General features: G+C 59.9%; 17 protein-coding genes and 2 pseudogenes. 6 read left to right on the top strand and 13 right to left on the bottom strand.

All coding sequences use genetic code 11. The features are described 5' to 3' along the window. Window positions 1-275 (top strand): annotated as a pseudogene (locus Ga0074115_RS13225) (hypothetical protein); the annotation flags it as partial. A 182-nt stretch (window positions 276-457) separates the two neighbouring features. On the opposite strand, the gene Ga0074115_RS13220 reads toward Ga0074115_RS13225, so the two are convergent. The 13 genes and pseudogenes from Ga0074115_RS13220 to Ga0074115_RS13160 all read right to left on the bottom strand — a co-directional run bounded on the left by Ga0074115_RS13220 (window position 458) and on the right by Ga0074115_RS13160 (window position 10615). Then, window positions 458-1072: an FmdE family protein gene (locus Ga0074115_RS13220; RefSeq protein ID WP_057955951.1), complete on the bottom strand. Its 615-nt coding sequence runs from the start codon at window positions 1070-1072 to the stop codon at window positions 458-460. Window positions 1073-1451: 379 nt separating this feature from the next. Further along, a complete protein-coding gene (locus Ga0074115_RS13215) occupies window positions 1452-1739 on the bottom strand; it encodes a cytochrome C oxidase subunit IV family protein (RefSeq protein WP_057955952.1) in 288 nt (95 codons plus the stop codon). Between the two features lie 11 nt (window positions 1740-1750). Next, window positions 1751-2254: a cytochrome c oxidase subunit 3 family protein gene (locus Ga0074115_RS13210; RefSeq protein WP_057955965.1), complete on the bottom strand. Its 504-nt coding sequence runs from the start codon at window positions 2252-2254 to the stop codon at window positions 1751-1753. Window positions 2255-2785: 531 nt separating this feature from the next. Then, window positions 2786-2968 (bottom strand): hypothetical protein, encoded by a 183-nt coding sequence (locus tag Ga0074115_RS13205; RefSeq protein WP_057955953.1) that lies wholly within the window; start codon window positions 2966-2968, stop codon window positions 2786-2788. A 37-nt stretch (window positions 2969-3005) separates the two neighbouring features. Then, window positions 3006-4304 (bottom strand): tripartite tricarboxylate transporter permease, encoded by a 1299-nt coding sequence (locus Ga0074115_RS15925; protein ID WP_087959780.1) that lies wholly within the window; start codon window positions 4302-4304, stop codon window positions 3006-3008. Window positions 4305-4395: 91 nt separating this feature from the next. Continuing rightward, window positions 4396-4590 (bottom strand): annotated as a pseudogene (locus Ga0074115_RS17280) (tripartite tricarboxylate transporter permease); the annotation flags it as partial. 20 nt (window positions 4591-4610) lie between these two features. Beyond that, on the bottom strand, window positions 4611-5087 hold the full coding sequence (locus tag Ga0074115_RS13190) for a tripartite tricarboxylate transporter TctB family protein (protein WP_060528605.1): 477 nt from the start codon (window positions 5085-5087) through the stop codon (window positions 4611-4613). Further along, window positions 5084-6061: a tripartite tricarboxylate transporter substrate binding protein gene (locus Ga0074115_RS13185; protein WP_057955955.1), complete on the bottom strand. Its 978-nt coding sequence runs from the start codon at window positions 6059-6061 to the stop codon at window positions 5084-5086. Before Ga0074115_RS13185 ends, Ga0074115_RS13190 begins: the two co-directional genes overlap by 4 nt. A 17-nt stretch (window positions 6062-6078) precedes the next feature. Then, window positions 6079-6819, bottom strand: coding sequence for a GntR family transcriptional regulator (locus tag Ga0074115_RS13180; RefSeq protein ID WP_057955956.1), 741 nt, complete (start codon window positions 6817-6819; stop codon window positions 6079-6081). 256 nt (window positions 6820-7075) lie between these two features. Then, entirely contained in the window at window positions 7076-7432 is a 357-nt protein-coding gene (locus Ga0074115_RS16910; protein WP_269747081.1) for a hypothetical protein, read from the bottom strand. 637 nt (window positions 7433-8069) lie between these two features. Then, complete coding sequence (locus Ga0074115_RS16905) at window positions 8070-8840, bottom strand: hypothetical protein (RefSeq protein WP_060528603.1); 771 nt, start codon at window positions 8838-8840, stop codon at window positions 8070-8072. After that, window positions 8758-9369, bottom strand: coding sequence for a hypothetical protein (locus tag Ga0074115_RS13165; RefSeq protein ID WP_158294696.1), 612 nt, complete (start codon window positions 9367-9369; stop codon window positions 8758-8760). The genes Ga0074115_RS16905 and Ga0074115_RS13165 overlap by 83 nt, the downstream gene beginning before the upstream one ends. 121 nt (window positions 9370-9490) lie before the next feature. Continuing rightward, complete coding sequence (locus tag Ga0074115_RS13160; RefSeq protein WP_267887557.1) at window positions 9491-10615, bottom strand: cellulase family glycosylhydrolase; 1125 nt, start codon at window positions 10613-10615, stop codon at window positions 9491-9493. An 845-nt stretch (window positions 10616-11460) separates the two neighbouring features. Between Ga0074115_RS13160 and soeA the strand changes: the two genes are divergently transcribed. The 5 genes from soeA to Ga0074115_RS13135 all read left to right on the top strand — a co-directional run bounded on the left by soeA (window position 11461) and on the right by Ga0074115_RS13135 (window position 21046). Further along, window positions 11461-14373 (top strand): sulfite dehydrogenase subunit SoeA, encoded by a 2913-nt coding sequence (soeA, locus tag Ga0074115_RS13155; protein ID WP_057955961.1) that lies wholly within the window; start codon window positions 11461-11463, stop codon window positions 14371-14373. Window positions 14374-14414: 41 nt separating this feature from the next. Continuing rightward, entirely contained in the window at window positions 14415-15140 is a 726-nt protein-coding gene (locus Ga0074115_RS13150) for a 4Fe-4S dicluster domain-containing protein (protein WP_057955962.1), read from the top strand. Window positions 15141-15247: 107 nt separating this feature from the next. Next, a complete protein-coding gene (soeC, locus tag Ga0074115_RS13145; RefSeq protein WP_057955963.1) occupies window positions 15248-16225 on the top strand; it encodes a sulfite dehydrogenase subunit SoeC in 978 nt (325 codons plus the stop codon). A gap of 36 nt (window positions 16226-16261) precedes the next feature. Then, on the top strand, window positions 16262-17068 hold the full coding sequence (locus Ga0074115_RS13140) for an esterase/lipase family protein (RefSeq protein WP_060528602.1): 807 nt from the start codon (window positions 16262-16264) through the stop codon (window positions 17066-17068). A gap of 246 nt (window positions 17069-17314) precedes the next feature. Further along, entirely contained in the window at window positions 17315-21046 is a 3732-nt protein-coding gene (locus tag Ga0074115_RS13135) for a DUF1631 family protein (protein WP_060528601.1), read from the top strand. The last annotated feature ends 88 nt before the right edge of the window (window positions 21047-21134 follow it).

Here is a 21134-nt window from a genome sequence, read left to right as displayed (position 1 = left end):
GCCTCCACTACATCTTTCCTTTTCTGATCACGCTGTTCTTTTATCGTAGCCATGGAAAGCAGTATACACTGCCAATACTTTCGGAACGATTAATAAGTTGGCTGGAAAACCTGCTCAACGGGGATTCCCCTTACATCTATCGCGGTACTCTGCAATCGGGCTGGGGCCTGCTTAGCAACAATGTATTGCATGACCGTTCCGGTTTTGAAGACGATGATGATCCTGCAAAAAAACGTTTGCTCTATCGTGCCCGCTACTTCGACCGTATTCGCTAAAATTTGTCCACGATGTCTGGGTGGGATATTAGGGGTCAGAGTAAAAACAGCAGTCTTTACTCTGACCCAATTGTTCTATGACCCCAATTGTTTCAAACAGGCTTAACTTAGTGCCATTCTAGTCTGTCCCCTATTTCCATTTTCGGCATGCCTGTTTTTCTGAACGATAGAGGGAAGCGGGGCTATGTTGGTTCACGGGTGACTGTCACAGCGACCGTGCTCTGTCCTCCGTCTGCAAGGATATTCAGCACGCGCTCCCGCCAGGCCGAGCGAAACGCCTCCTTTGTCTCCGCTTCAGCACTGCCCTGAAGAATCTGTTGCAGATGGGCGCCCATCTCCGGCCGGGGAGGGATGCAAGAGGGGTCATAGCTTACCGTGACGCGCTTCCCGGTATCCCCGCGCTCAAAGGTAAAAGGCCCTGCGGCATCGCCATAAGCAGGCTCGAAGCGCAACAGGCCGTTGCGCGCATGTTGCCCTCCCAGACCCTGAAAACCATTCTCCGGGGCCGCTCCGGTCAGCAAGGTAAAGACCTGGCTTATAGGGCCCAGCACCCCCTGATCCTGAGCGCCCTGGATTCTGATCAGGATATCGCCGCGCTGGGGTGTCTCCGACCCATACAGCGCATCCATGGCGTGCACCACCATGAGAAAGGCTCCCGCCACCGTGGGGCAGGCGTGGCCGGACAGTTTGACTGCATCATCGAAGGTGTAGGTGAAGTGACCGTCCCCAGCACCCAATAACTCCGCGAGGGGATCGAAAAAATGGAGGGAAGGCTCCTGTGGAAACATCGTATTCATAATCAGGCTCTTTCGCGACTGACGTATAAAGAAGGGATTTTGTTTTGATCCCAAGAAATTGTAGGGGACAATGCGTTTCGTTTCTCACCGCACCCGACGACAGCCCCATTCGGCGTAATACGCTGTGTTATTGCGCCCTGCATGTGCTGTTAAATTAGCTTTGTCTCCATCTGGAATCCTGGGAAAAAGATATTAGGGATTAGAGTAAAGACTGCTGTTTTTACTCTAACCTCAATTGTCGCAATTGTGCGTTGGAAAGTCGGCTTTAGGATGAGCTTGGTAAAGGAGAATGTCTAGGGAGGTTGTGGTGCATGGTAGGTTGTTGCGCCGTAGGATGCGCTTCACTCTTCACCGCATAAATCGCGACGGATGCTTTCTGCTACTGCAGCGTTGTCATACGAACCAGTGCATCAGGAAATAGGTAGGCCAGGACGATCATCAGGGGGATAACATAGAAGTAGAGTCTCATCGTAGTGCGGATATATTGGTTGGCATTGATCAGTTCCATGAAGTGATCCACGATCATGCGTCCCTTGTAGCCGATGGTCACTGCGACGATGATGATCACCGCCAAGCTGATATCGGCGGTCTCTGCGATAAAGGCACTGAGCAGTGTCAGCAGCATCAGCTGTATCCAGACAAAGTTGATGTTCTTGTTGCTGAGCATGATGTATCCCGTTAGCGCAAGACATAGAGCAGTGGAAAAATGACGATCCAGGCAAGATCGATCATGTGCCAGTAACAGGCAACCGCTTCCAATCCACCGTGATTCTGCGCAGTGAAGCTACCGCGTTTGATGCCCATGATCGCCCATAGCACCGCAGCGCTGCCCCAGCCGACATGCAGCATGTGATTGAAGGTGGTGTAGTAGTAGACGGTAAAGAAGGTGTTGGTATCCTTTGTGATACCCACGCTTTCATTCCAGTGGTATTCCCAGCTCTTGATCAGCAGATAGGCGGCTCCGGCTAGGATGGCCAGCCATAGCCAGCGCACACAGGCTGTGCTGTCGTCCCGCCTGATAGCCTGCATCGACTTGGCGACGCAGTAGCTGCTGGTGAGCAGGACCAGGGTGTTGAGTACGCCTGCCAGGGTGTTGAGTCTTGTCGGGCCATCGTTAAACAGCTCTGGGTAGTGCGCCTTGGCGATGAAGTAGATGATGAACATCATCGCAAACTCGCTCATCTCAGAGAAAATGCCAACCCAGATGGGCCAGCCTCCCGGCACCCTGCTGGCTGTGGGCAGGGTAGGAGCGTCGTTAGTGCGGCGCGTCTGCGCAGGGTCAGCGGTTATTGCGACATCCATCGTTCTGCTTGGATGGTGAGGATACCCCTCAATATCCTGCATGAGTGGGTGTGGTCTGCCTTGATCAAGCGCAATTGCTGCTGGTTCGGATGGCGTTTAATGAGTACTGCATGAGATGGTCTCGCATCAATGGGTACTCTTCTGGTCCGCGTAGTGCGCAATAACCAAAGGACATTGCGCCTGACTCTAGAGATAAGACGGCCGCGTCCTTGCGGCCTGGTTGGCAACTATCTCACGCGGAAATGTTTGCTCGTCTCGTCGTTACTCTGATCGGGGTCATCCAACTCCGATTCCACCTCGATGCCATATTCGCCGGTGTTTATTGGCATGGTGAACTGCCCGGTTGCCTCGTCGAAAAACTCCGGTGGAAACTCGTTGCGCAGATCCTGGGTGAAGAACTCCGGAGATTTGTCATAGGGGGTGGTGTTGGAGCTGGGCCTGGTTGCCGGGCTGGAAGTCTGCCTGATAGGTACCGAACAGGCGGGTCCAGCGGTCGGGCAGGGCGCCGCCGTTGTAACTGCTCTCATCACCGTCGATATATCTGTTGTTCGCGATTTCGCCGTTGATCATCATGCCCATATGAATGTTGGGCATGTCACGGCTGCCGGGGGCGAGACGGATGCGGGCGCGATCAAGGGGATAGGCTTTTCCTTGGTCCCATGGTTCTTTTCCTTTTTCTACACAGTTTGTTTTTTTCTGCCGCGCTTCCCGGTTGATCGCCGGAATGCATGGCAGGGCGTTTCCCCAGCCAGGGGTGATGCTGGATTGCCAACCAAAAACAAAGCAATAGGGTGGCTGCCACACAGCCCCAGACAAAGGGGGAGTGGATAAAGATCTCGAGCATGCCCTGGGAGAGCAGCAGCGCCCGCCGCAGGTTCTCTTCGATCAGCGGGCCGAGAATGAAGGCGATCAGTAGGGGCGTGGTGGGTAGATCGATCTGGCGCATCGTTAGGCCGGCAAGACCGGTGATCAGGGCCAGCTGGATATCAAAGACCGAGGCCTGCAGGCTGTAGACGCCAAACAGCGCGGTGGTGACGATCGCCGGGTAGAGCGCCCACTCGGGCAGCAGGCTGAGACGGCTGAAGCCACGAATCGCGACCAGGCCGAACAGCAACAGCAATGGGGTGGAGAGGATCAGCCCCCAGAACAGTGGCGCCAGCTCGGCCTGGTGTTGGGTGAACAGCTGTGGGCCAGGCGGCAGACCATGCAGGGTAAAGGCGCCGAGGATGACTGCGCTGATCACATCGCCGGGGATGCCCAGCCCCATCAGCGGGATTAGGGTGGCGCCGCAGACGCCGCAGACGCCGCAGACGCCGCAGACGCCGCAGACGCCGCTGTTGCCTGCCTCGGCGGCGGCCAGGCCGTGCAGCGATCCTTTGCCAAACTGCTGCGGCTGTGGGCTGCGCTGGCGCGCCAGGCTGTAGGAGAGGAAGGCGGCCGGAGCGGCGCCGATGCCGGGGATGATTCCCAGCACCACCCCGACCAAGCCACCCTGGGTGATGTTGCCAAGGGCAGCGCGGTACTCCTGCCGGGTCAGCTCCTCCAGCCGCTGCCTGGGGGCACTCGCTGGGGCGCTTGCCGGGCGTCCGGCGATGATCCGCTGAAACGCCTCTGGCAGCATAAATAGGCCGACCATCAGCGGGATCAGGTTGATGCCGGGCAGCAGCTCTGGCTGGCCGAAGGCGAGACGATCGGTTGCCGAGAAGAGGTCTTGGCCGATTGTCGCAAGCAGCAGCCCGAGGGCGAGACTGATCAGACCGCGGCTTGGCGAACGGGTGGCAACCAGCACGATCACCGCCAACGAAAAGAGCGCCAGGGCGCAAAGTTCGGCCGGTCCCAGATGCAGTGCCAGCCCCGCTACGACTCCGGCACCCAGGATCAGCACCAGGTTCGACAACAGATCGGTGCTGCAGGAGGCAAACAGCGCCATCTGTAGCGCCTTGCGGCTCTGCCCCTGGCGGGGTCAGCGGGTAACCATCCAGGGCGCTGCAGACGGCCGCGGGGGTGCCTGGTGTGTTGAACAGGATCGCCGGGATCGAGCCGCCATAGATTGCCCCCTTATAGATGCCGACCAGGAGCAGGATCGCGCTGACCGGGCCCATCTGGAAGCTGAACGGCAGCGCCAGGGTGACGGCGAGTGCCGCGGTCAGCCCCGGGATGGCGCCGATCACCACGTCGAGCAGGATGCCCAGCGCCAGGGCCAGCAGGTCGCTCATCTGAGGCAGCAGTTCCAGCATCAGCCGCCGCCTGGGATGGTCGCCTGCATCGGCAGGCCGAGCCAGCTGCCGAGCAGATAGAGCAGGGCGGGCAGCGCGAGCAAGCGTAGCAGGCGTGATGGCCTCTGTTCGCCGCAGAGCAGGGCCAGCACCACCAGCGTGGTGACCGAGGCGGCGAGAAATCCGGCCTGCTCAAACAGCCAGGGATAGAGCGCCATCAGGCCACCAAGCATCACCACCTTTGATCCGGATGAACAGCTGCCAGGCGCTGGTTGCGGGGTCGCATCGGGTGTCAGGATCAGATCGGCGATGCCCGCCAGCAACAGCAGCAGGGCCGCCATCCTGGGCCAGGTGTCGGGTCCAGCGGCGCTGGCGACGGCCTCGGCTGGTAGTGCGATCTGCGCCGGAATCCCGTACAGCAGCAGCGTCAGCGCCAAGAAAATTGCAGTCATGGCTGCCAGATAGGGGCGGATCGCAGTGAACAGGGGGGGCTTCATAGTCCCTTACCACCCTTGCTGAGCTGTTGCAGTTGCCGATATTGGGCCGCCACAAAGGCGTGGGTCTGTTGCGGGGTACGGATATCTGGAATCGAGCCACGCTGTCGGGTGAGCGTTTGCCATTCAGGGTCTTTGGCTAGCCTCTGTAGTACCGCGTGCCAGTAGTCGCTGACCACCTGGGGGAGCGGTTTTGGTGCCCACAGCCCGCTCCAGCCCGTGAGGTTCTCCAACTCCGGAAACCCCGCCTCTCTGACTGTCGGCGTTTCTGGCAGGGCGTTGATGCGTTGTGGAGTGGTCACCGCCAGCGCGTGCAGCTGGCCGGCGCGGATCTGCTCGATCACGGTGGAGAGATTGATGCCGAGTAGCTCGACCTGGCTGCCCAGCAGCGCATTCATCGCGCCGCCGCCACCGCGATAGGGCAGCATCACCGTCTTTTCCAGCGGGATCTTCGCTGTCTGCAACAACATCTGCACGCTGATGTTGAGCAGGCTGTAGACCCCTGCGGTGGCGTAGCTGAGCGGTTGCCGGCGCTGCTTTATTGATGCGAGTAGGGTGTCGAGGGAGTCGATAGGTGAGTCTGCACGTACCACATAGACCAGCGGGTTACGCTCCAGCAGCCCGATAAACTGAAAGCTGTCCCACTGATAGGGCGGGTTGGGGTGAAGGGTGGGCAGGATCAAATTGGAGCCAATCCGCGCCAACAACAGGGTATAGCCATCCGCCGGGCTGTTATGCACCGCATTCGCGCCACTCAGGCCGCCACCGCCACTGCGGTTGATCACCGTGATCGGCTGCTCAACATAGTGTCTAGCGCTGACGGCCAGGGTGCGGGCGGCAAGATCAGAGGCGCCGCCCGGGCTGTAGGGCACGATCAATGTGATTGCCCGCTGCGGATAGTCAGTGGCAAAGACCTCGTCCGCGAGCATCAGGCAGAAACATAACAGCCCGGCCAGTCGATATGAGGTGATTTTCATCGATTACAGGCCGTCCGTTATCTCTCGTCTGCAAGCAGGTTGATGTCGAGTTTGATCAGATCGCCCCGATAGACCACTTCGGCTACGTAGATCAAGGTGTTGTTGGCATCCAAGACGGTTCGGTGCAGATTGGCGACCGGCGCGTCGACGCCGATCTGCAGGTGCTCGGCGATGTCCATCTCGGCGGTGCCCAGAGTTACCACCTGACGTGCCGAACGGATCTGGATATCGGGCATCTGATCGAGCAGTGAGAGTACGGTGGTAGTTTCAAAACCCTGCGGATCCCGGGCATAGATGCGCTGATCGAGATAGATATCGATCACCGCATAGGGTGAGCCGTTCTTGCTGTGAACCCGCCGCATATAACGGTAGCCGGGGGCGGCGCCCTGCTCGACCTGCAAATGTAGCGGTAGTTGTCGCTGATCGGTAATCAACATTTGCATCTGAGTGCTGTCGATCATGCTGACCAGCTCTTGCCAGTCGAGTCGAAGATTGAGCCAGCGGCGCTCCCCCCGATCTTCGGTGACGAATGTTCCCCGCCCCTGACGTCGCCAGATCAGTCCCTCCTTCTCCAGCAGACTGATTGCCTGGCGGGCGGTGACCCGTGCCACATCGAAACTACTGGCCAATTCATCCAAATTCGGCAGGCGAAAACCCGGCGGCCACTCCTGTGACTCAATGCGCCGCCGAATCACGTTGGCCATCTGATGGTAGAGGGGAGCGGAGCTGCGTTCAAAAACAGAGACTGGCTGGGTCATGGGTAAAGGTTCTAAGTTTATGCATCTTCGTATCTTAACGTTTGAGTCGATTCATTCGTCTATCCCGCAAGGATAGCGGGAGTCAAGTCACACTTAATTATCATTGGCCAGGTTAGACGCGCCTCCCAGATTCCGCTGTGCTGCATCCGGGCGACGGGCTGGGGGTATTTAAGTCGGATCAGAAAAGGGTCAGGCGGCGGTGTGCCGGGTGGCCCTGTCGGATAAGTCGGCCGCATCCCTGCGGCCTGGTTGGCAACTATTTCACATTGAAGCTGCCGCTTGCCTGATTGTTGTCGGTATCGGGGTCGTCCAGCCCTGATTCAACCTCGGCGCTGACCCCCATCTCCCCTGGCTCCGGCGGCCGGAAGCGGATGTAGCGGGTGCGCCGCCGGTTCTTCTTTAGGTCGCCGAAGTCGCAGCGGACCTCGCCGGGCCAGGGGGTCGGCCCGCAGCCGCTGGAGTGGGAGACCAGCTCCACATCGTCCGGCAGGTAGAAGGTCATCGACGCCCCCCTGGCGGTCTCAGGCCCGTCATTGAAGCTACGGACCCGGTAGACCACCATGCGTCCGACCTTCGGGTTGCGGGGATAGATCCGCTTGAGCTGCACCCGCATGTCGGCCCCGGAGGGCAGCTCCAGCTCGACGCTGGTGCTGTTGTTGGTGGTGTCGGGGTCGCTCATCTCATCCATCTCCACTTCGGCGTCGATCTGCTGCATGCCACCCGACAGGCGCAGCCGGGTGGTGGCCTGGGCGGGATCGGCCAGATAGCCGGTGTCGCCGCTCCAGCCGTCGAACACCTCGCCGGCCGGGGCCGGATCGGTGCTGACGCTGATCTGCTCGCCCTTGGTATAGTCGCCCCCGCCGCTGCCGTTGGCGACACTCAGATGGAACAGCGCCGGCGGCTGGTTGACCTGGGTATGCAGGATCACCCGTCGTCCATCGGTGGCGTTAAATATCGCCTCGGCGTCATGGCCAACCCCTGCGATCTCAATCTTGGTGTGATTCGCGTCTGGATCGAAGGTTTTTACCTGGCTGAAGTAGAGGCTGCCGCGCTGGAGGCGATCGAGTCCCTGGGCGTCGGCCTTGCAGGAGTGGTCGAGGTTGCTGCTGTTCGGGTCGTTGTCCTGGACGCCGAGCAGCAGGTAAAGCGGCCGTGAGACGAGTTGCGCCTGGATGGCGCCCCTGTCGAGGCCGGTGTAGCTCAGACTCTCCGGCAGGCTGGCCATGCCGTACTTGTAGTTGTCGTAGCCATCACAACCGTCGGTGCTGAAGGGGCGGTTGCCGGTCAGGTAGAGGTATGATCCAGGGTTGGCCACCACATAGCGGACCTCGATGTCCGAGCGCAACAGCGGTTCTTCCTCGTTGAGGGCGGCATAGCGTTGCACGAACTGCCCCCCCCGCCGAGTGGCCGACGATGGTGATCCGGGCGATATTGGGGAAGTTGTCGCTGGTCCTGCCCAGCAGTTCGTCGATGACCCGAAAGGAGGAGATGCCACCGCCGTTTTCCGATTTGTAACCTTTCTTCCATCCAGCGTTGCTCCAGTAGAGTGCATCTGCCTCCGGTGCGTCGGCCGCAGTCTGGAATCTGGGCGCCAGGATGAGGGTCTGGCCCAGTATATCTTCGCTGGCGGCTGCCTTGACGATGTAGTTGTAGTAGTCGTCCGCGTTGTGGTTGGTGCCGTGGATGACGATGACCGCCCGGTCATGGCTGGTGCTTGGGGTATCGATCGGATGGTTGCGCCAGTAGTCCACGCCCCAGCCATCCACCGAGAAGCGTCCGCTGACGGAGCTACCGCCACTGTTGTTGCGGTAGCCGCGGCTGGCGAAGAGGTCGGCCAGGGGCTGGTTGAGGTGGCTCTCGCGGGGGAAGCCGAAGACGTTGGAGTAGATCCCCCAGGGAGCGCTGTGGTAGTGGAAGTACTGGGCGTTGAGCTGGTACTTATCCATGATGTCCAGCATGTCGTTGACCCAGGCGAGGCCGCCCCGGCCGTTGCGGAAGTTGGCCACCGTGGTGCCAAACATCGCCGATGTTGACAGGCACGTTGGCACCGATGAAGAACTGCAGGTTGTCGATGTCGAAGAAGTCCTGCTCCAGGGTCGCCCTGGTGAAGGGCTTGGGAGTGTCCCAGGACTTGAAACCGTACCAGCGCAGGGCCAGGTTGGCGCCGTTGCCGGTTACGCCGCTGCCCTTGATCCAGCCGCTGATGCGGTACTGGTGGCCCTGTTTGATGGCGAACTTGAGCTTCTCGTTGCTCAGCCCGTATTTGCCGCTGGCGCCGCTGATGGTGAGGGCCTCGCTGCCCAGATGCGCGTTGCCGGAGGTGCTCCGGCTAGCGCTGCCCCCCAGTCCGGTGCTGCCCCAGTCGGCTGTGTAGGAGACGAAGGGGGTCGCCTCGGAGTCGCGGGTCTCGTAGAGCATCCACCAGTCCCAGGGCTTGGGGTCGGGGTCGATATTGTGGATGCGGCGGACGAAGTTGCCGTCGGCGTCATACTCCTCGACGATGAAGTCGTCGAACTGGACGCTGCCGCTGTTGCCGTCGGAGACCAGCACCGGCACAGCGCCCCAGACGTTGCCGTTGGGCGGGCTGACCAGGGCCCCCTGGTACCAGCTCCAGTCGCTGTTGCCGGCCGGGCTCGGCGTGTTCTCACTCAGCCCCTCGTCGACCTTGTCGTTACTGTAGGGCTGGAAGTAGGCGTCTTCTGAAGGGTAGGGGATGCCATAGTCCCCATAGCCGTAGTGGTAAGCCCAGGGTGGCGCTGTAGCGCCAGGGGTTGTACTGGTGGAAGTCGTACATCACGTTGCCGGCCGGGTCGTCGATCAGGAACGGGGTGCCCTCCTCATCGCCGTAGTTCATCTCGACGATCAGCAGGTGGTTGCTCTCCACGCCGCGCACCGTATCGACCAGTTGTTGGGTGTAGTCGGTCAGCTCTGCCTGGGTGGGTGGCGCCGGTTCGTTGAACAGGTCGTAGGCGGCGATCACCGTCTCATCTTTGTAGCGGCTGGCGATCTCGCCCCACAGGGCCTTGGTGCGGGCCATGTAGTCGCTGTTGCTCCAGAAGTCGCCGTCGTAGCCGGGGCCCTGGAAGCCGCCATGGAGGCCGTGCATGTCGAGGATCAGCCGGACCCCGGCCTCTCGGGCCCAGACGATGTTCTTGTTCAGCCAGTCCCAACCCTCCTGCTTGTAGGTATAGGGGTTATTTTCGTCCTCAAACAGTTTCCACCAGAGGTCCAGGCGGACCACAGTGAGGCCCATCTCCGCTACCCGCCGGTAGTCTGCGGCGTCGTAATTGTTGCTGTTGTAGACCGACTCGGCCGCTTCGTCCTCTTCGCCGTAGGCGTTGAAGTTGACCCCCATCAGGCGGATCGGAGTCGCATCGGCGCCCACCACCAGCTGGCGGCCGGCGGCGCGCACGAAGTCGGCGGTGGTATGGGGGGTGGTTTGATAGTCGACAGGGCCATAGATGGCCACGTCATCGACTAGGATGTCGATGCCGGGGGCCGGGCCGTGGACGTAGAAAGTCAGGCTGTTGACCGTGCCGTTGGGTTGGTACTTGAACTGGCCAAACAGCCGGACCCAGTCGTTGGGGTCTTCAAAACTGCTGTCGTCGATGGCGATATATTGGGTGCCTCTGTTGTCGCTCTGCTTGATGTTGAGGCGGAATTTGTAGTCATCGACATGGGCGCTGTTGCTGATATCGAAGACCGCCGGGTCGGCGAGTCGGACCCAGGCCGAGACATCGTAGGTGACGCCAGGGACCAACCGCCCGCGGATATCCTGTGCGACCCCCCATAGAATGCCCCCCGGTTACTCACCCGGGCGCTAGCGCTGCCATCGTGGACAGTGGAGGCGCTGCTCAGCACCCCCTCTCCAGCGAATACCGACCAGCTGCTATCGAGGGGCTGGTTCTCGAATCCTGGATTGCTCAGTAGGTTGGTAGGCGCGGCATGGGCCGACAGCGAAGGGAGAAACAGGCTGAACAGCATGACGAATAACAGCATGATCCCTGTTGCGATGTGTGGCGGTGACCCGCCAAGGCGCCATGAATGGTTGGATGAAAAGGCATGGTTAGACATGAATTGAGACTCCCCGTTCTATCTGGTGCATTTTGTTTAATACCCCCGCATCCCTCCGCAGAGTATCTGAGATTAGATTGCGTCCGAGCCAAAGGTGCTAAGATATGTACCTTTATGTCTTGATGGTTGGGGCGGGAGATTCAGTCGTCTTCTTCCCAAGAAAATGTGAGACGCGTCGCACTCTTGCGGTATGAAGGGGAGAACCTGGAACATGAAGAGTGTGTAGGGCTTGCGCCGCAAGCGGTGCACATCAGCAACGGTAGGAGTGACCATCGTTGGGTTGTCGGTTCTTCAACCATTGGTGTGCATGGCTGCGCCGCGCATACCCTACGTATTCCTATCCCCCAATACCCTCTTCCGAAGCCCCAACATGGGAATGCGTGCGGAGGGGCACGAATGCAATCGTCCCGGGGGTGTCGAAGATCCATGCTGGGTTTCGTTTCACTCAACCTAGCCTACGGGCTACCGCCGACATTTCCCTTCTGTCTGGCAATAAGAATTAGTTAAGACTAATATAGAAGGCTTCAAAATTACTGATCGTTAATACTCTAAAGTAGGGCCTTCGCCATGCAGGATCCCACTACGCATTCCGACCAGGATGAGGGACGCGTCGAAGTCAAAGAAACCACCTGCTACATGTGCGCCTGCCGCTGCGGCATTCGGGTGACCTTGCGCGATGGTGAGGTGCGCCACATCGAGGGCAACCCTAAGCATCCGCTCAACAAGGGGGTGATCTGCGCCAAGGGCGCCTCGGGGATCATGAAGCAGTACTCGCCGGCGCGCCTCTCCAAGCCGCTGTTGCGTAAGGCGGGGTCGAAACGTGGCAACTCGGATTTCGAGGAGATCTCCTGGGAGCATGCCTTCGAGATCATTGAGCAGCGTCTCTCGAAGATCCGTGCCGAGGATCCGAAGAAGTTCGCCTTGTTCACCGGCCGCGATCAGATGCAGGCACTCACTGGCATGTTCGCCAAGCAGTTCGGCACGCCGAACTATGCGGCCCACGGCGGCTTCTGCTCGGTCAACATGGCGGCTGGGCTGATCTACACCATCGGTGGTTCCTTCTGGGAGTTCGGTGGGCCCGACCTGGAGCGCTCCAAGCTCTTCATCATGATCGGCACCGCGGAGGATCATCACTCCAACCCGATGAAGATCGAGCTGGCCAAGTTCAAGCGGCGCGGTGGCCGTTTCATTTCGATCAACCCGATCCGCACCGGCTATTCGGCGATCGCCGACGAGTGGGTGCCGATCAAGCCCGGCACCGACGGCGCGTTGATCCTCGCCATCATCAATGAGCTGATCAAGCAGGGCCTCTACGACCGCGACTTCCTGATCAAATACACCAACTCTGCGGAGCTGGTGGTGGATGATGAGAGCCGCGACGACCACGGCCTGTTCAAACGTTTCGAGATGCACATCGAGGAGGGCTGCTTCGATCCCGAGAACAAGCTCTGGTGGGATCGCGAGCTGGATCGTGAGATCTCTACCCAGACTCCCGGCTCCGATCCGCGCCTGCTCGGCGAGTTCCGGCTGGAGGATGGTACTCCGGTGAAACCCGCCTTCCAGCTGCTCAAGGAGCGGGTCGAGCAGTACACGCCGGAGTGGGCCGCGGGCATCACCGGCATCCCCGCCGAGACCATCACGCGACTGGCTCACGAGATGGGCGTGGTGGCCCGCGACCAGAAGATCGAGCTGCCGATCGCCTGGACCGATGCCTGGGGCAACGACCACAACTCGGTGACCGGTAACCCGGTCTCGTTCCATGCGATGCGCGGCATGGCGGCCCACTCCAACGGCTTTCAGTCGATCCGTGCGCTGGGCATCCTGATGACAATTCTGGGCACTATCGATCGACCCGGTGGTTTCCGCCACAAGGCGCCGTTCCCGCGGCCGATTCCGCCCTGCCCGAAGCCGCCCAACGGGCCGGAAGGGGTGCAGCCTAACACCCCGCTGGACGGTATGCCGCTGGGCTGGCCGGGCAAGCCGGATGATCTGTTCGTGGATGAGGCGGGTGAGGCGGTGCGCCTCGACAAGGCCTTCTCCTGGGAGTATCCGCTCTCGGTGCATGGCCTGATGCACAATGCCATCACCAACGCCTGGCGCGGCGACCCCTACAAGATCGACACCCTGCTGTTGTTCATGGCCAACATGGCCTGGAACAGCTCGATGAACACTGAGAACGTGCGCGAGATGCTCACCGACAAGGACGAGAACGGTGAGTATAAGATCCCGTTCCTGATCGTTGCCGACGCTTTTCAGTCGGAGACGGTGGCGTTTGCCGATCTGGTGCTGCCCGATACCAGCTATCTGGAGCGCCATGATGCGATGTCGATGCTGGATCGGCCGATCTCCGAGTTCGACGGTCCGGTCGACTCGGTGCGTATCCCGGTGGTGCCGCCGAAGGGCGACTGCAGGCCCTTCCAGGAGGTGCTGATCGAGCTGGGTTCGCGGCTGGGTCTGCCCGCCTTCGTCAAACAGGATGGCTCGCGCAAGTATCGCGACTACCCCGACTTCATCACCAACTACGAGACCTCGCCGGGCTCCGGGATTGGTTTCCTCGCCGGCTGGCGTGGTAAGGGGGGTGAGAAGTTTCTCAAGGGTGAGCCCAACCCGCGGCAGTGGGAGATGTATCAGAAGAACGACTGCCACTACCACTACAAGCTGCCCAGATCTTACCAGTACATGCGTAACTGGAATCGTGGCTACCTAGAGTGGGCGCGCGCCCACGGCATGACCCGCTACGCTGAGCCAATCACCCTGCACCTCTACTCCGAAGTGCTGCAGCGGTTTCGCCTTGCGGCCCAGGGCAAGTGGCCGGGCAGGCAGCCTCCCGAGCGCTTGCGCAAGCGGGTCGAGGAGCACTTCGATCCGCTGCCGTTCTTCACCGCGCCGCTGGAGCAGAAGCTGGTGGACAACCATGAGTTCCCGCTCAACGCGCTGACCCAGCGGCCGATGGCGATGTACCACTCCTGGGACAGTCAGAACGCCTGGCTGCGGCAGATCCACACCCATAACTATCTGTTCGTCAATCCGCTGCTGGGTAAGGCTCAGGGTTTTGATGACGGCGATTGGATCTGGGTCGAGTCGCCCACCAACAAGGTGCGCTGCATGGCGCGCTTTTCCGAGGCGGTGGAGCCGGGCACGGTCTGGACCTGGAACGCCATCGGCAAGGCCGCCGGGGCCTGGGGGCTGTCGCCCAAGGCCAACGAGTCGCAGAAGGGCTTCCTGCTCAACCATCTGATCAGCGAGGAGCTGCCGCCCTGTGAATCAGGCAAGCATATTTCCAACTCCGATCCGGTCACGGGGCAGGCCGCCTGGTTCGACGTCAAGGTCAAGGTTTATCCGGCCGGACTGGACGAGCCGGCAGTCACCTCGCCCCAGTTCAAGCCGCAGAAGCGGGTTCCGGGGCAGGATCCGAAGCGAGGCAAGTGGCAGGCGTTTGTCGCGGGCGCGTTTCGCTGCAAGGCCAAGATCCAGGATTGATTCGTAGGAGCTGCGCTCCTGCAGAAACAGAGAAATTAACCATGACACAACTCGCGCTCGTCATCGACCTCAACGTCTGCGTCGGCTGCCACGCCTGCGTGACCAGTTGCAAGGAGTGGAACAGCTCCGGTTGGGCCGGTCCGATGACCGACCAGCGTCCCTACGATGCCGATCCTACCGGCACCTTCTTCAACCGGGTGCAGACCTATGAGGCGGGGGAGTTTCCGAATACGGAGACCTACCACTTCCCCAAGTCCTGCCTGCATTGTGAAGATCCGCCCTGTGTGCCGGTCTGCCCCACTGGCGCCTCCTACAAACGTGAGGACAACGGCGTGGTGCTGGTCGACTACGACAAGTGCATCGGCTGCAAATATTGCTCCTGGGCCTGTCCCTACGGGGTGCGCGAGTTCGACGAGAAGGAGCGGGTGATGAAGAAGTGTACCCTCTGCATCGACCGTATCACCGATATGTCGATCCCCGAGGCGGAGCGTCAGCCGGCCTGTGTGCTGGCCTGCCCGACCAGCGCACGGCTGTTCGGCGATGTGCACGATCCGCAGTCAGAGGTCTCGGTGGCGATCCGTGAGCAGGGTGGTTATGCGTTGCAGCCGGAGTGGGGCACCAAGCCCGCGAACCACTATCTACCGCGGCGCAAGACCCGCATCCAGATCCACGAGGATGAGCTGGTGCGCGCCGACAATCCGCTCAACAAGGAGGAGTTGCCGAAGCTGCCGGATATTGTGGATACGGTGGACGACGTGGCCTGGTGATCCTGCTGGGTGGTGGGAGCGACGCCCCGCCGCGATCGGTGGCAATTTCGCGGCGGGGCTCTGCTCCCACGGCCATCAACAGTGATTGAGATTCTTCGGAGAAACAGATGCATCCCGCATTTTCAGTGATATTTTTGACTACCCTGATCGGTGTCGGTCAGGGGCTGTTCCTGGCGCTCTACACCGGCCAGCTCTACGCCCTGGCCAATCTGCTGCCGGCCCAGAGCAGCCAGTTCTATGCGCTGGGCAGTCTGGTGGCGTTGGTGCTGCTGATCGCCGGATTGATCGCCTCGATCTTTCATCTGGGGCGCCCGGCGCGGGCCTGGCGGGCGGCAACCCAGTGGCGCACCTCCTGGCTCTCCCGCGAGGTGATTGTGTTGCCAGCGGTGATGGGGATGGTCTTTCTCTATGGCCTGGTGCACTGGTTCGAGTGGACCACGCCGCTGTTTGTGATCTCCGGCGCCCTGCCGCTGGATCTCTCGCTGATTATCGGCGCGCTTGGCACCCTGGTTACTTTTGCGCTGTTCCTCTGTACCGCAATGATCTATGCCAGCCTCAAGTTCATCAAGGCCTGGCACCATCCGCTGACGGTGGCTAACTTCCTGTTTCTCGGATTGGGTTCGGGCTTCATGTTGGCGGCGGCCTTCTCTGCCTATGAGGGAACCGCGCTGGTCGGTTTCTATGCCACCTGGGCGGTGATTGCCACCCTGCTGGGGGCGATTAGCCGCAGTGCCAGTCTCTATCGCAATGGTCGCTTAAAGTGCAAGGTCGATCTGCAGTCGGGCATCGGCGTGCATCACTCCAATCTGAAGCAACAATCCCAAGGCTTTATGGGTGGCTCTTTCAATACCCGGGAGTTTTTCCACGGCAAGTCGCCGGCGACCCTGAAGGTGATTCGCTACGCCTTTCTGTTGATGGTGTTTGTGATGCCGGTGGTGCTGATCGTGCTCTCCTATGCAATAGAGTCGGCGACCCTGCCGCTGGCGGCTTTTGTGGTGCAGTACCTGGGGCTGATCCTAGAGCGCTACCACTTCTTTACCGAGGCGCAGCACCCACAGAATCTCTACTACCAGAGCATGGCCTGAGGCGGCTCAGCTGTTACTGATCGAAGGAGAAAGACAATGAGACGACTGATTCAGATCTTTACCCTGATGTTGCTGGGGCTGCAGAGCATTCCGGTCAACGCGGATTTACTGGTGTTGGTGCATGGCTATCTGGGCAGTGCCGCCTCCTGGCAGCGCAGCGGCGTGAGCGCGGTGCTGGCGCAGCATGGCTGGCAACCGGGTGGAGTTGTCAGGCCTGAAGGGATCTATGGTGCCGTCGGGCCTGCAAAGGGTGATCTGCAATATGCAGTGGATCTGCCCTCCCTGGCGCCGTTGGCGCTGCAGGCGGAGCTGTTGGCGCGGGAGCTGGCGCTGCTGGCGGCGAGATACCCTGGTGAGCCTATGGTCCTGATCGGCCACTCCGCCGGCGGGGTGGTGGCGCGCCTGGCGCTGGTGCAGGGGCGGGCGCCTCAAGCGAAGGCGCTGATCACCATCGCTGCGCCTCATCTGGGTACGATGCGGGCGGTGCAGGCGTTGGATGAGACCGATGATCCGTTTCCACTGAGTTGGATGAAGTCGTTCATGGTCGGTGATATCTACGACCTGGTGCGAGACTCCCGGGGCGTGCTGATCGATCTGGCCCCGGCGCGGCCAGGCAGTCTGCTGTACTGGTTGAACGTCCAGCCACATCCCGAGATGGCTTACATCTCGATCATCCGTCCGGGGCCGGTAGGTTTGGGCGACGAGCTGGTGCCCGCTTTCAGTCAGGATATGAACAGCGTGGCGGCCCTGGCGGGTAGAGCAGAGCAGATCACCCAGCCCACCTCACATCAGCTCAATCCTGTAGATGGTCAGTTGCTGGTTAGAGTTTTACAGCGCTTGTGAGCTGATGGTCGAACTGTTCCCATGGTGCGGTGCCTCAAGCCGAGACATCGCACCATGGGATTCCTGTTCGTTATTCGTGGTCGCTGTTGCCTGGATGAGGTGTGAGGCAACTGGCTTTTTTCTGAGCCAACGCAGTTTCTGGCGAAAAAACCCAAGAGAATCCGTTTTATAGCTTCCCTTTCTATTACCGTTTCCTCTATAAATTGAGAGTGAGCATCTTGCTGATGCGGTGTATAAGGGGGAGCGATGGAACGTAGGCAATACCCACGAGTCGATCTGGTTCATCCGGCGATTGTCAGCTTTTCCGGTGGCCAGCAGTTTGATTGCACTATTCTGAATTACTCCCAGTGTGGGCTCTATATCCAGTGCAAGGGTAAGGGCCTCTGGCGGGAGGGCTGTTGCGCTCACAAATCGGCAGAGAGCCTCGATCGCATCCAGATCAAGATCGATACCAGCAGCAACGGTTTTCATCCCTTTTCGGTTGGCGCCAAGGTGGCCTTTCTGTCGCGCTCCGGTTTTGGTGTCTCGTTTTTGATGGATGAGCCGGAGTTGCTCAGCTACCTCACCTCGATCAAAAAGCAGCGGGAGACGCCAACTGGGCAGACTGGTGGCTCTCCAGATATCCCCAGTCTGCCTGCGCACAAGCTGATTCGCACCCTGCAGCGTGGTGCGTCTCTCACCCGAGACTACTTCAGTAACAAGTTTCCCGCTTTCCTCACACGGGTTGAGCGAGACTTGCAGAACGCCAGCGAGGCAGTCGCCGACAGTGAGGCGGAACGGGAGTTGCTGGATGCGCTGCATGCCATCCAACGGCATCACGAGTCGCTTAGCCAGGGTTTTCTCAAGCAGTTGGAGAGGGCCTTTGAGACGCTGAAATCGGTGCCGGATAGCGCTGTCGTCCGCTCTCCGGCAGAGCAGTCGGATGAGATGGCGTTGGTGGCGCGGGATGACTTCGACGAGTGGATCGAGGTGGTGCGAGTGTCGCGCATGGCGGATGTGGATCTGGCTGCCGAAGGAGTCCAGCTGGAGCGCGGCCTGGCCTGCCTGCTGCGCCAGCGGATCAATCCTGAGACCAACCCCCTGTCACCCTATTTTGTGCTCTGGACGATGAAAACCCAGCTCGAACAGCTGGGGGGTGGGTTGATGGCCAAACGGATCGTCTATGAGGCGATCCGCTTCGCCCTGATCGATGAGTTTTCGGGGCTGTTTGCTGAGTGGATCGGGCTGATCAAGGCGACCGGCATCGAAACACAGAGCTGCAACCCGGAGAGTAATTCCCCCACACCTGGCGAGGTCCGCAAACAGCCATCGGCCGGAAAGCGGCAAAGGCGCACCCTGTTTGCTCGACTCTCCTCCATGGTGGGGCGTCAAAAGCAGACAATCGCTGGTGCAAGTCCGGCGCAGGATGCGCCGCGGGTGGGTCAGCAGGAGGTCATGCAGCTGCTCGATCGGATTCCCTACAGCCACTATCTGAGCCTGGGTGAGCAGATCCGCAACCATGTCGCCCAGGGTTGGGGGCCGGAGGTGGTGATCGAACCCGAGGTGCTGGGTAGGGTGGAGGCAACAGAAAAATTGTTTGCTTCGATCGAGGAGGATTGGGTCATCGGCCCTGCGATGCTCGATCTGGTCCACCGGCTGCGGCTGCCGTTCCTGAAGCAGGCACTGGAAAATCCGCAGGTGATCGATGATCCTGCGCATCCGTCACGCCGGTTGCTCGATGTGATTGGCGAGCTCTCCCTCTATAGTGGGATGCTGGCCCAGGGGCGACCGGGGGCGGAGAAGATCGATGCACAATTTAGAGAGATCGGTGAGGCCGCCCTGAAGGGGGATATCCTCGAGACCCCGCAGTTGCACCAGCGCATCCAGTCGTTACTCGATGAGCGACGGCGGGCATTTGAAGGTAATCGTGATCTGGCGGTGCGCAGCTGCCGTGAGGATGCGGCGCAGCTGGAGGCGCAACGGAGTGTGCGGCGGCTGCTGGAGGGGAAGTTTGGCAACCAGTCGATCTCAAATCTGCTCGACCGTCTGTTGATCAACGGCTGGGCAGAGCTTCTGGTGCAGACCCTGACGGCCCAGGGGGAGGATAGCAATGCCTGGCGGGTCTATCTGCGCATGCTCGATGTGTTGTCAAAGTTGTTTGTCGATGGCAAGGAGTTGCCAGCGATTGAACCGGCCGTGGCGGAGGATATCGTTCTGGTGCTGCACAAGGGGTTCAGTGTATATCCGGTATTCCAGGAGAAGGCGGCGGAACTGATCCAGCAGATTGAACATGCGCTGAACGGCAACACGGCGGTGCAGCAGCAGCTCTCGCAGAGTAGTGAGCAGATGGATGAGATCTATCTCGATTCACTGCTGCCGGAGAGCCGAGACCAGACGGCAAGGTCTGATAGGCAGGGCGAGCATGATCTCTGGCTCAATCAAGTCTACCAGATGGAGTTGGATGACTGGCTGACCGAGCATCGGCAGAAGGGGCAGGCGCGCCTGATGAACCTGGCCTGGAAGAGCTCCGATGGTGAGTGGTTGGTGTTTGTTGACGGCAGCGGTGTCAAATCGCTGGAGACCAATGCGGTCAGGCTTGGGCAGGGGCTGCAACAGGGGCTCTATGCGCTGCTTGAAGACAAGGAGTTACCGCTGGTGGAGCGGGCGGTGCGCAGCGCCCTGGAGAAGAGCTTCGAACAGCTGCGCCAAGAGAGCGATCAGGATCGCCTGACCGGCCTGATGAATCGACGCGCCCTGATGCGTGAACTGAAATCCATGCTACAGTTGGCCCGGGATGAGGGCAGCCACCACAGCCTGATTCTGCTTGATTTGGACAAGTTTCGTATCGCCAATGAGGTGTGCGGTATCGAGGGCGGGGATCATCTGCTGCGGAAGGTGTCGGGGATCTTCCGTACCTATCTGTCGGGGGATGCACAGTTGGCGCGCACTGGCGATAACGAATTCACTATCCTGCTGCCACAGAGTACCGTGGAAAAGGGCTTTCAGGTGGCCGAGACCCAGCGGCGGGCGATCGAAAACTTCAAGTTCAGCTGGAATGGGCATTCAATCAATATCACCGCCAGCCTCGGCATCGTCGTCATCGACGATACTAGTGGTTCCCCTGAAGAGCTGATGGCAGAGGCGGGTTACGCTTGCTCGCTGGCCAAGAGCGAGGGCCAGAACTGCTCGCGAGTCTACCAGGCATCGAGGCGTAAAATTGAACGCCACCGGGAGCTGACCCGTTCGGTGCCGCTGATCGAGGAGGCACTGGAGGGCGATCGCCTGCAGCTCTACTGTCAGTTGATTAGTCCGTTGTTTCTCGCCGAAGGGGAGCAGGACCACTACGAAATCCTGCTCAGGATCAAAGATGAGAACGGTGATCTACAGAACCCGGTGAGTTTCATCAAGGCGGCCGAGGAGTTCAACCGGATCCGCTCAGTGGACCGCTGGGTGGTCAACAGCTTCTTCGATTGGTACGAGAAGTATGCCGAAAGAGTCGACAGGGTGGGGCTGTTCAGCGTCAATCTGTCTGGACAATCACTCTCCGATGCCAACTTCATGGGGTTTGTCAAAGATCGCCTGATGAAGGCTTCATGCCCGCTTGACCGAATCGGGTTCGAGATCACCGAGACCGCGTTGGTGAAAGACATCGAAGCGGCCAATCGGGTCATCGATGAAATTAAACAGACAGGCTGCAAGTTCCTGCTGGATGACTTTGGCTCGGGCTACTCCTCTTTCTCCTATCTGAAAGAACTGAAGGTCGACTATGTCAAGATCGACGGGGTGTTTGTGAAGGATCTGCTGGATGATGAGTCGAGCCGGGCGATGGTCAAGGGGATCACTGAGATTGCGCAGATGATGGGCAAGAAGGTGATTGCGGAATATGTGGAGAGCGAGGCGCTAATGATCGCGTTGCAGAACCTGCAGGTTGATTTTGCCCAGGGCTATGCAGTTGGTCGCCCAGCACCGTTGAATTCGCTGATCGAGCTGGGATACTGAGGCTCGCCGATGGCAACTTATCCTGCTGGGAAATCCGGCTAGCGTCGCTTGGTTGGCAGATTTCAGACGAGGGTTGTCGAGGCGCTTG

This window comes from endosymbiont of Ridgeia piscesae, from assembly GCF_001443665.1.
Taxonomy (GTDB): Bacteria; Pseudomonadota; Gammaproteobacteria; order Chromatiales; family Chromatiaceae; genus Endoriftia; species Endoriftia persephonae.
This window is presented reverse-complemented; position numbering and strand designations above follow the sequence as displayed.

Coding starts and splice junctions, on each gene's coding strand:
- Ga0074115_RS15925 (WP_087959780.1), bottom strand. CDS start 4,304: ATGGCGCTGTTTGCCTCCTGCAGCACCGATCTGTTGTCGAACCTGGTG.
- Ga0074115_RS13150 (WP_057955962.1), top strand. CDS start 14,415: ATGACACAACTCGCGCTCGTCATCGACCTCAACGTCTGCGTCGGCTGC.
- Ga0074115_RS13220 (WP_057955951.1), bottom strand. CDS start 1,072: ATGAATACGATGTTTCCACAGGAGCCTTCCCTCCATTTTTTCGATCCC.
- Ga0074115_RS13215 (WP_057955952.1), bottom strand. CDS start 1,739: ATGCTCAGCAACAAGAACATCAACTTTGTCTGGATACAGCTGATGCTG.
- Ga0074115_RS13180 (WP_057955956.1), bottom strand. CDS start 6,819: ATGACCCAGCCAGTCTCTGTTTTTGAACGCAGCTCCGCTCCCCTCTAC.
- Ga0074115_RS13210 (WP_057955965.1), bottom strand. CDS start 2,254: ATGAGCGAGTTTGCGATGATGTTCATCATCTACTTCATCGCCAAGGCG.
- Ga0074115_RS13190 (WP_060528605.1), bottom strand. CDS start 5,087: ATGAAGCCCCCCCTGTTCACTGCGATCCGCCCCTATCTGGCAGCCATG.
- Ga0074115_RS16910 (WP_269747081.1), bottom strand. CDS start 7,432: ATGCGGGTGCAGCTCAAGCGGATCTATCCCCGCAACCCGAAGGTCGGA.
- Ga0074115_RS16905 (WP_060528603.1), bottom strand. CDS start 8,840: ATGTTTGGCACCACGGTGGCCAACTTCCGCAACGGCCGGGGCGGCCTC.
- Ga0074115_RS13185 (WP_057955955.1), bottom strand. CDS start 6,061: ATGAAAATCACCTCATATCGACTGGCCGGGCTGTTATGTTTCTGCCTG.
- Ga0074115_RS13205 (WP_057955953.1), bottom strand. CDS start 2,968: ATGCCCAACATTCATATGGGCATGATGATCAACGGCGAAATCGCGAAC.
- Ga0074115_RS13140 (WP_060528602.1), top strand. CDS start 16,262: ATGAGACGACTGATTCAGATCTTTACCCTGATGTTGCTGGGGCTGCAG.
- soeC (WP_057955963.1), top strand. CDS start 15,248: ATGCATCCCGCATTTTCAGTGATATTTTTGACTACCCTGATCGGTGTC.
- Ga0074115_RS13135 (WP_060528601.1), top strand. CDS start 17,315: ATGGAACGTAGGCAATACCCACGAGTCGATCTGGTTCATCCGGCGATT.
- soeA (WP_057955961.1), top strand. CDS start 11,461: ATGCAGGATCCCACTACGCATTCCGACCAGGATGAGGGACGCGTCGAA.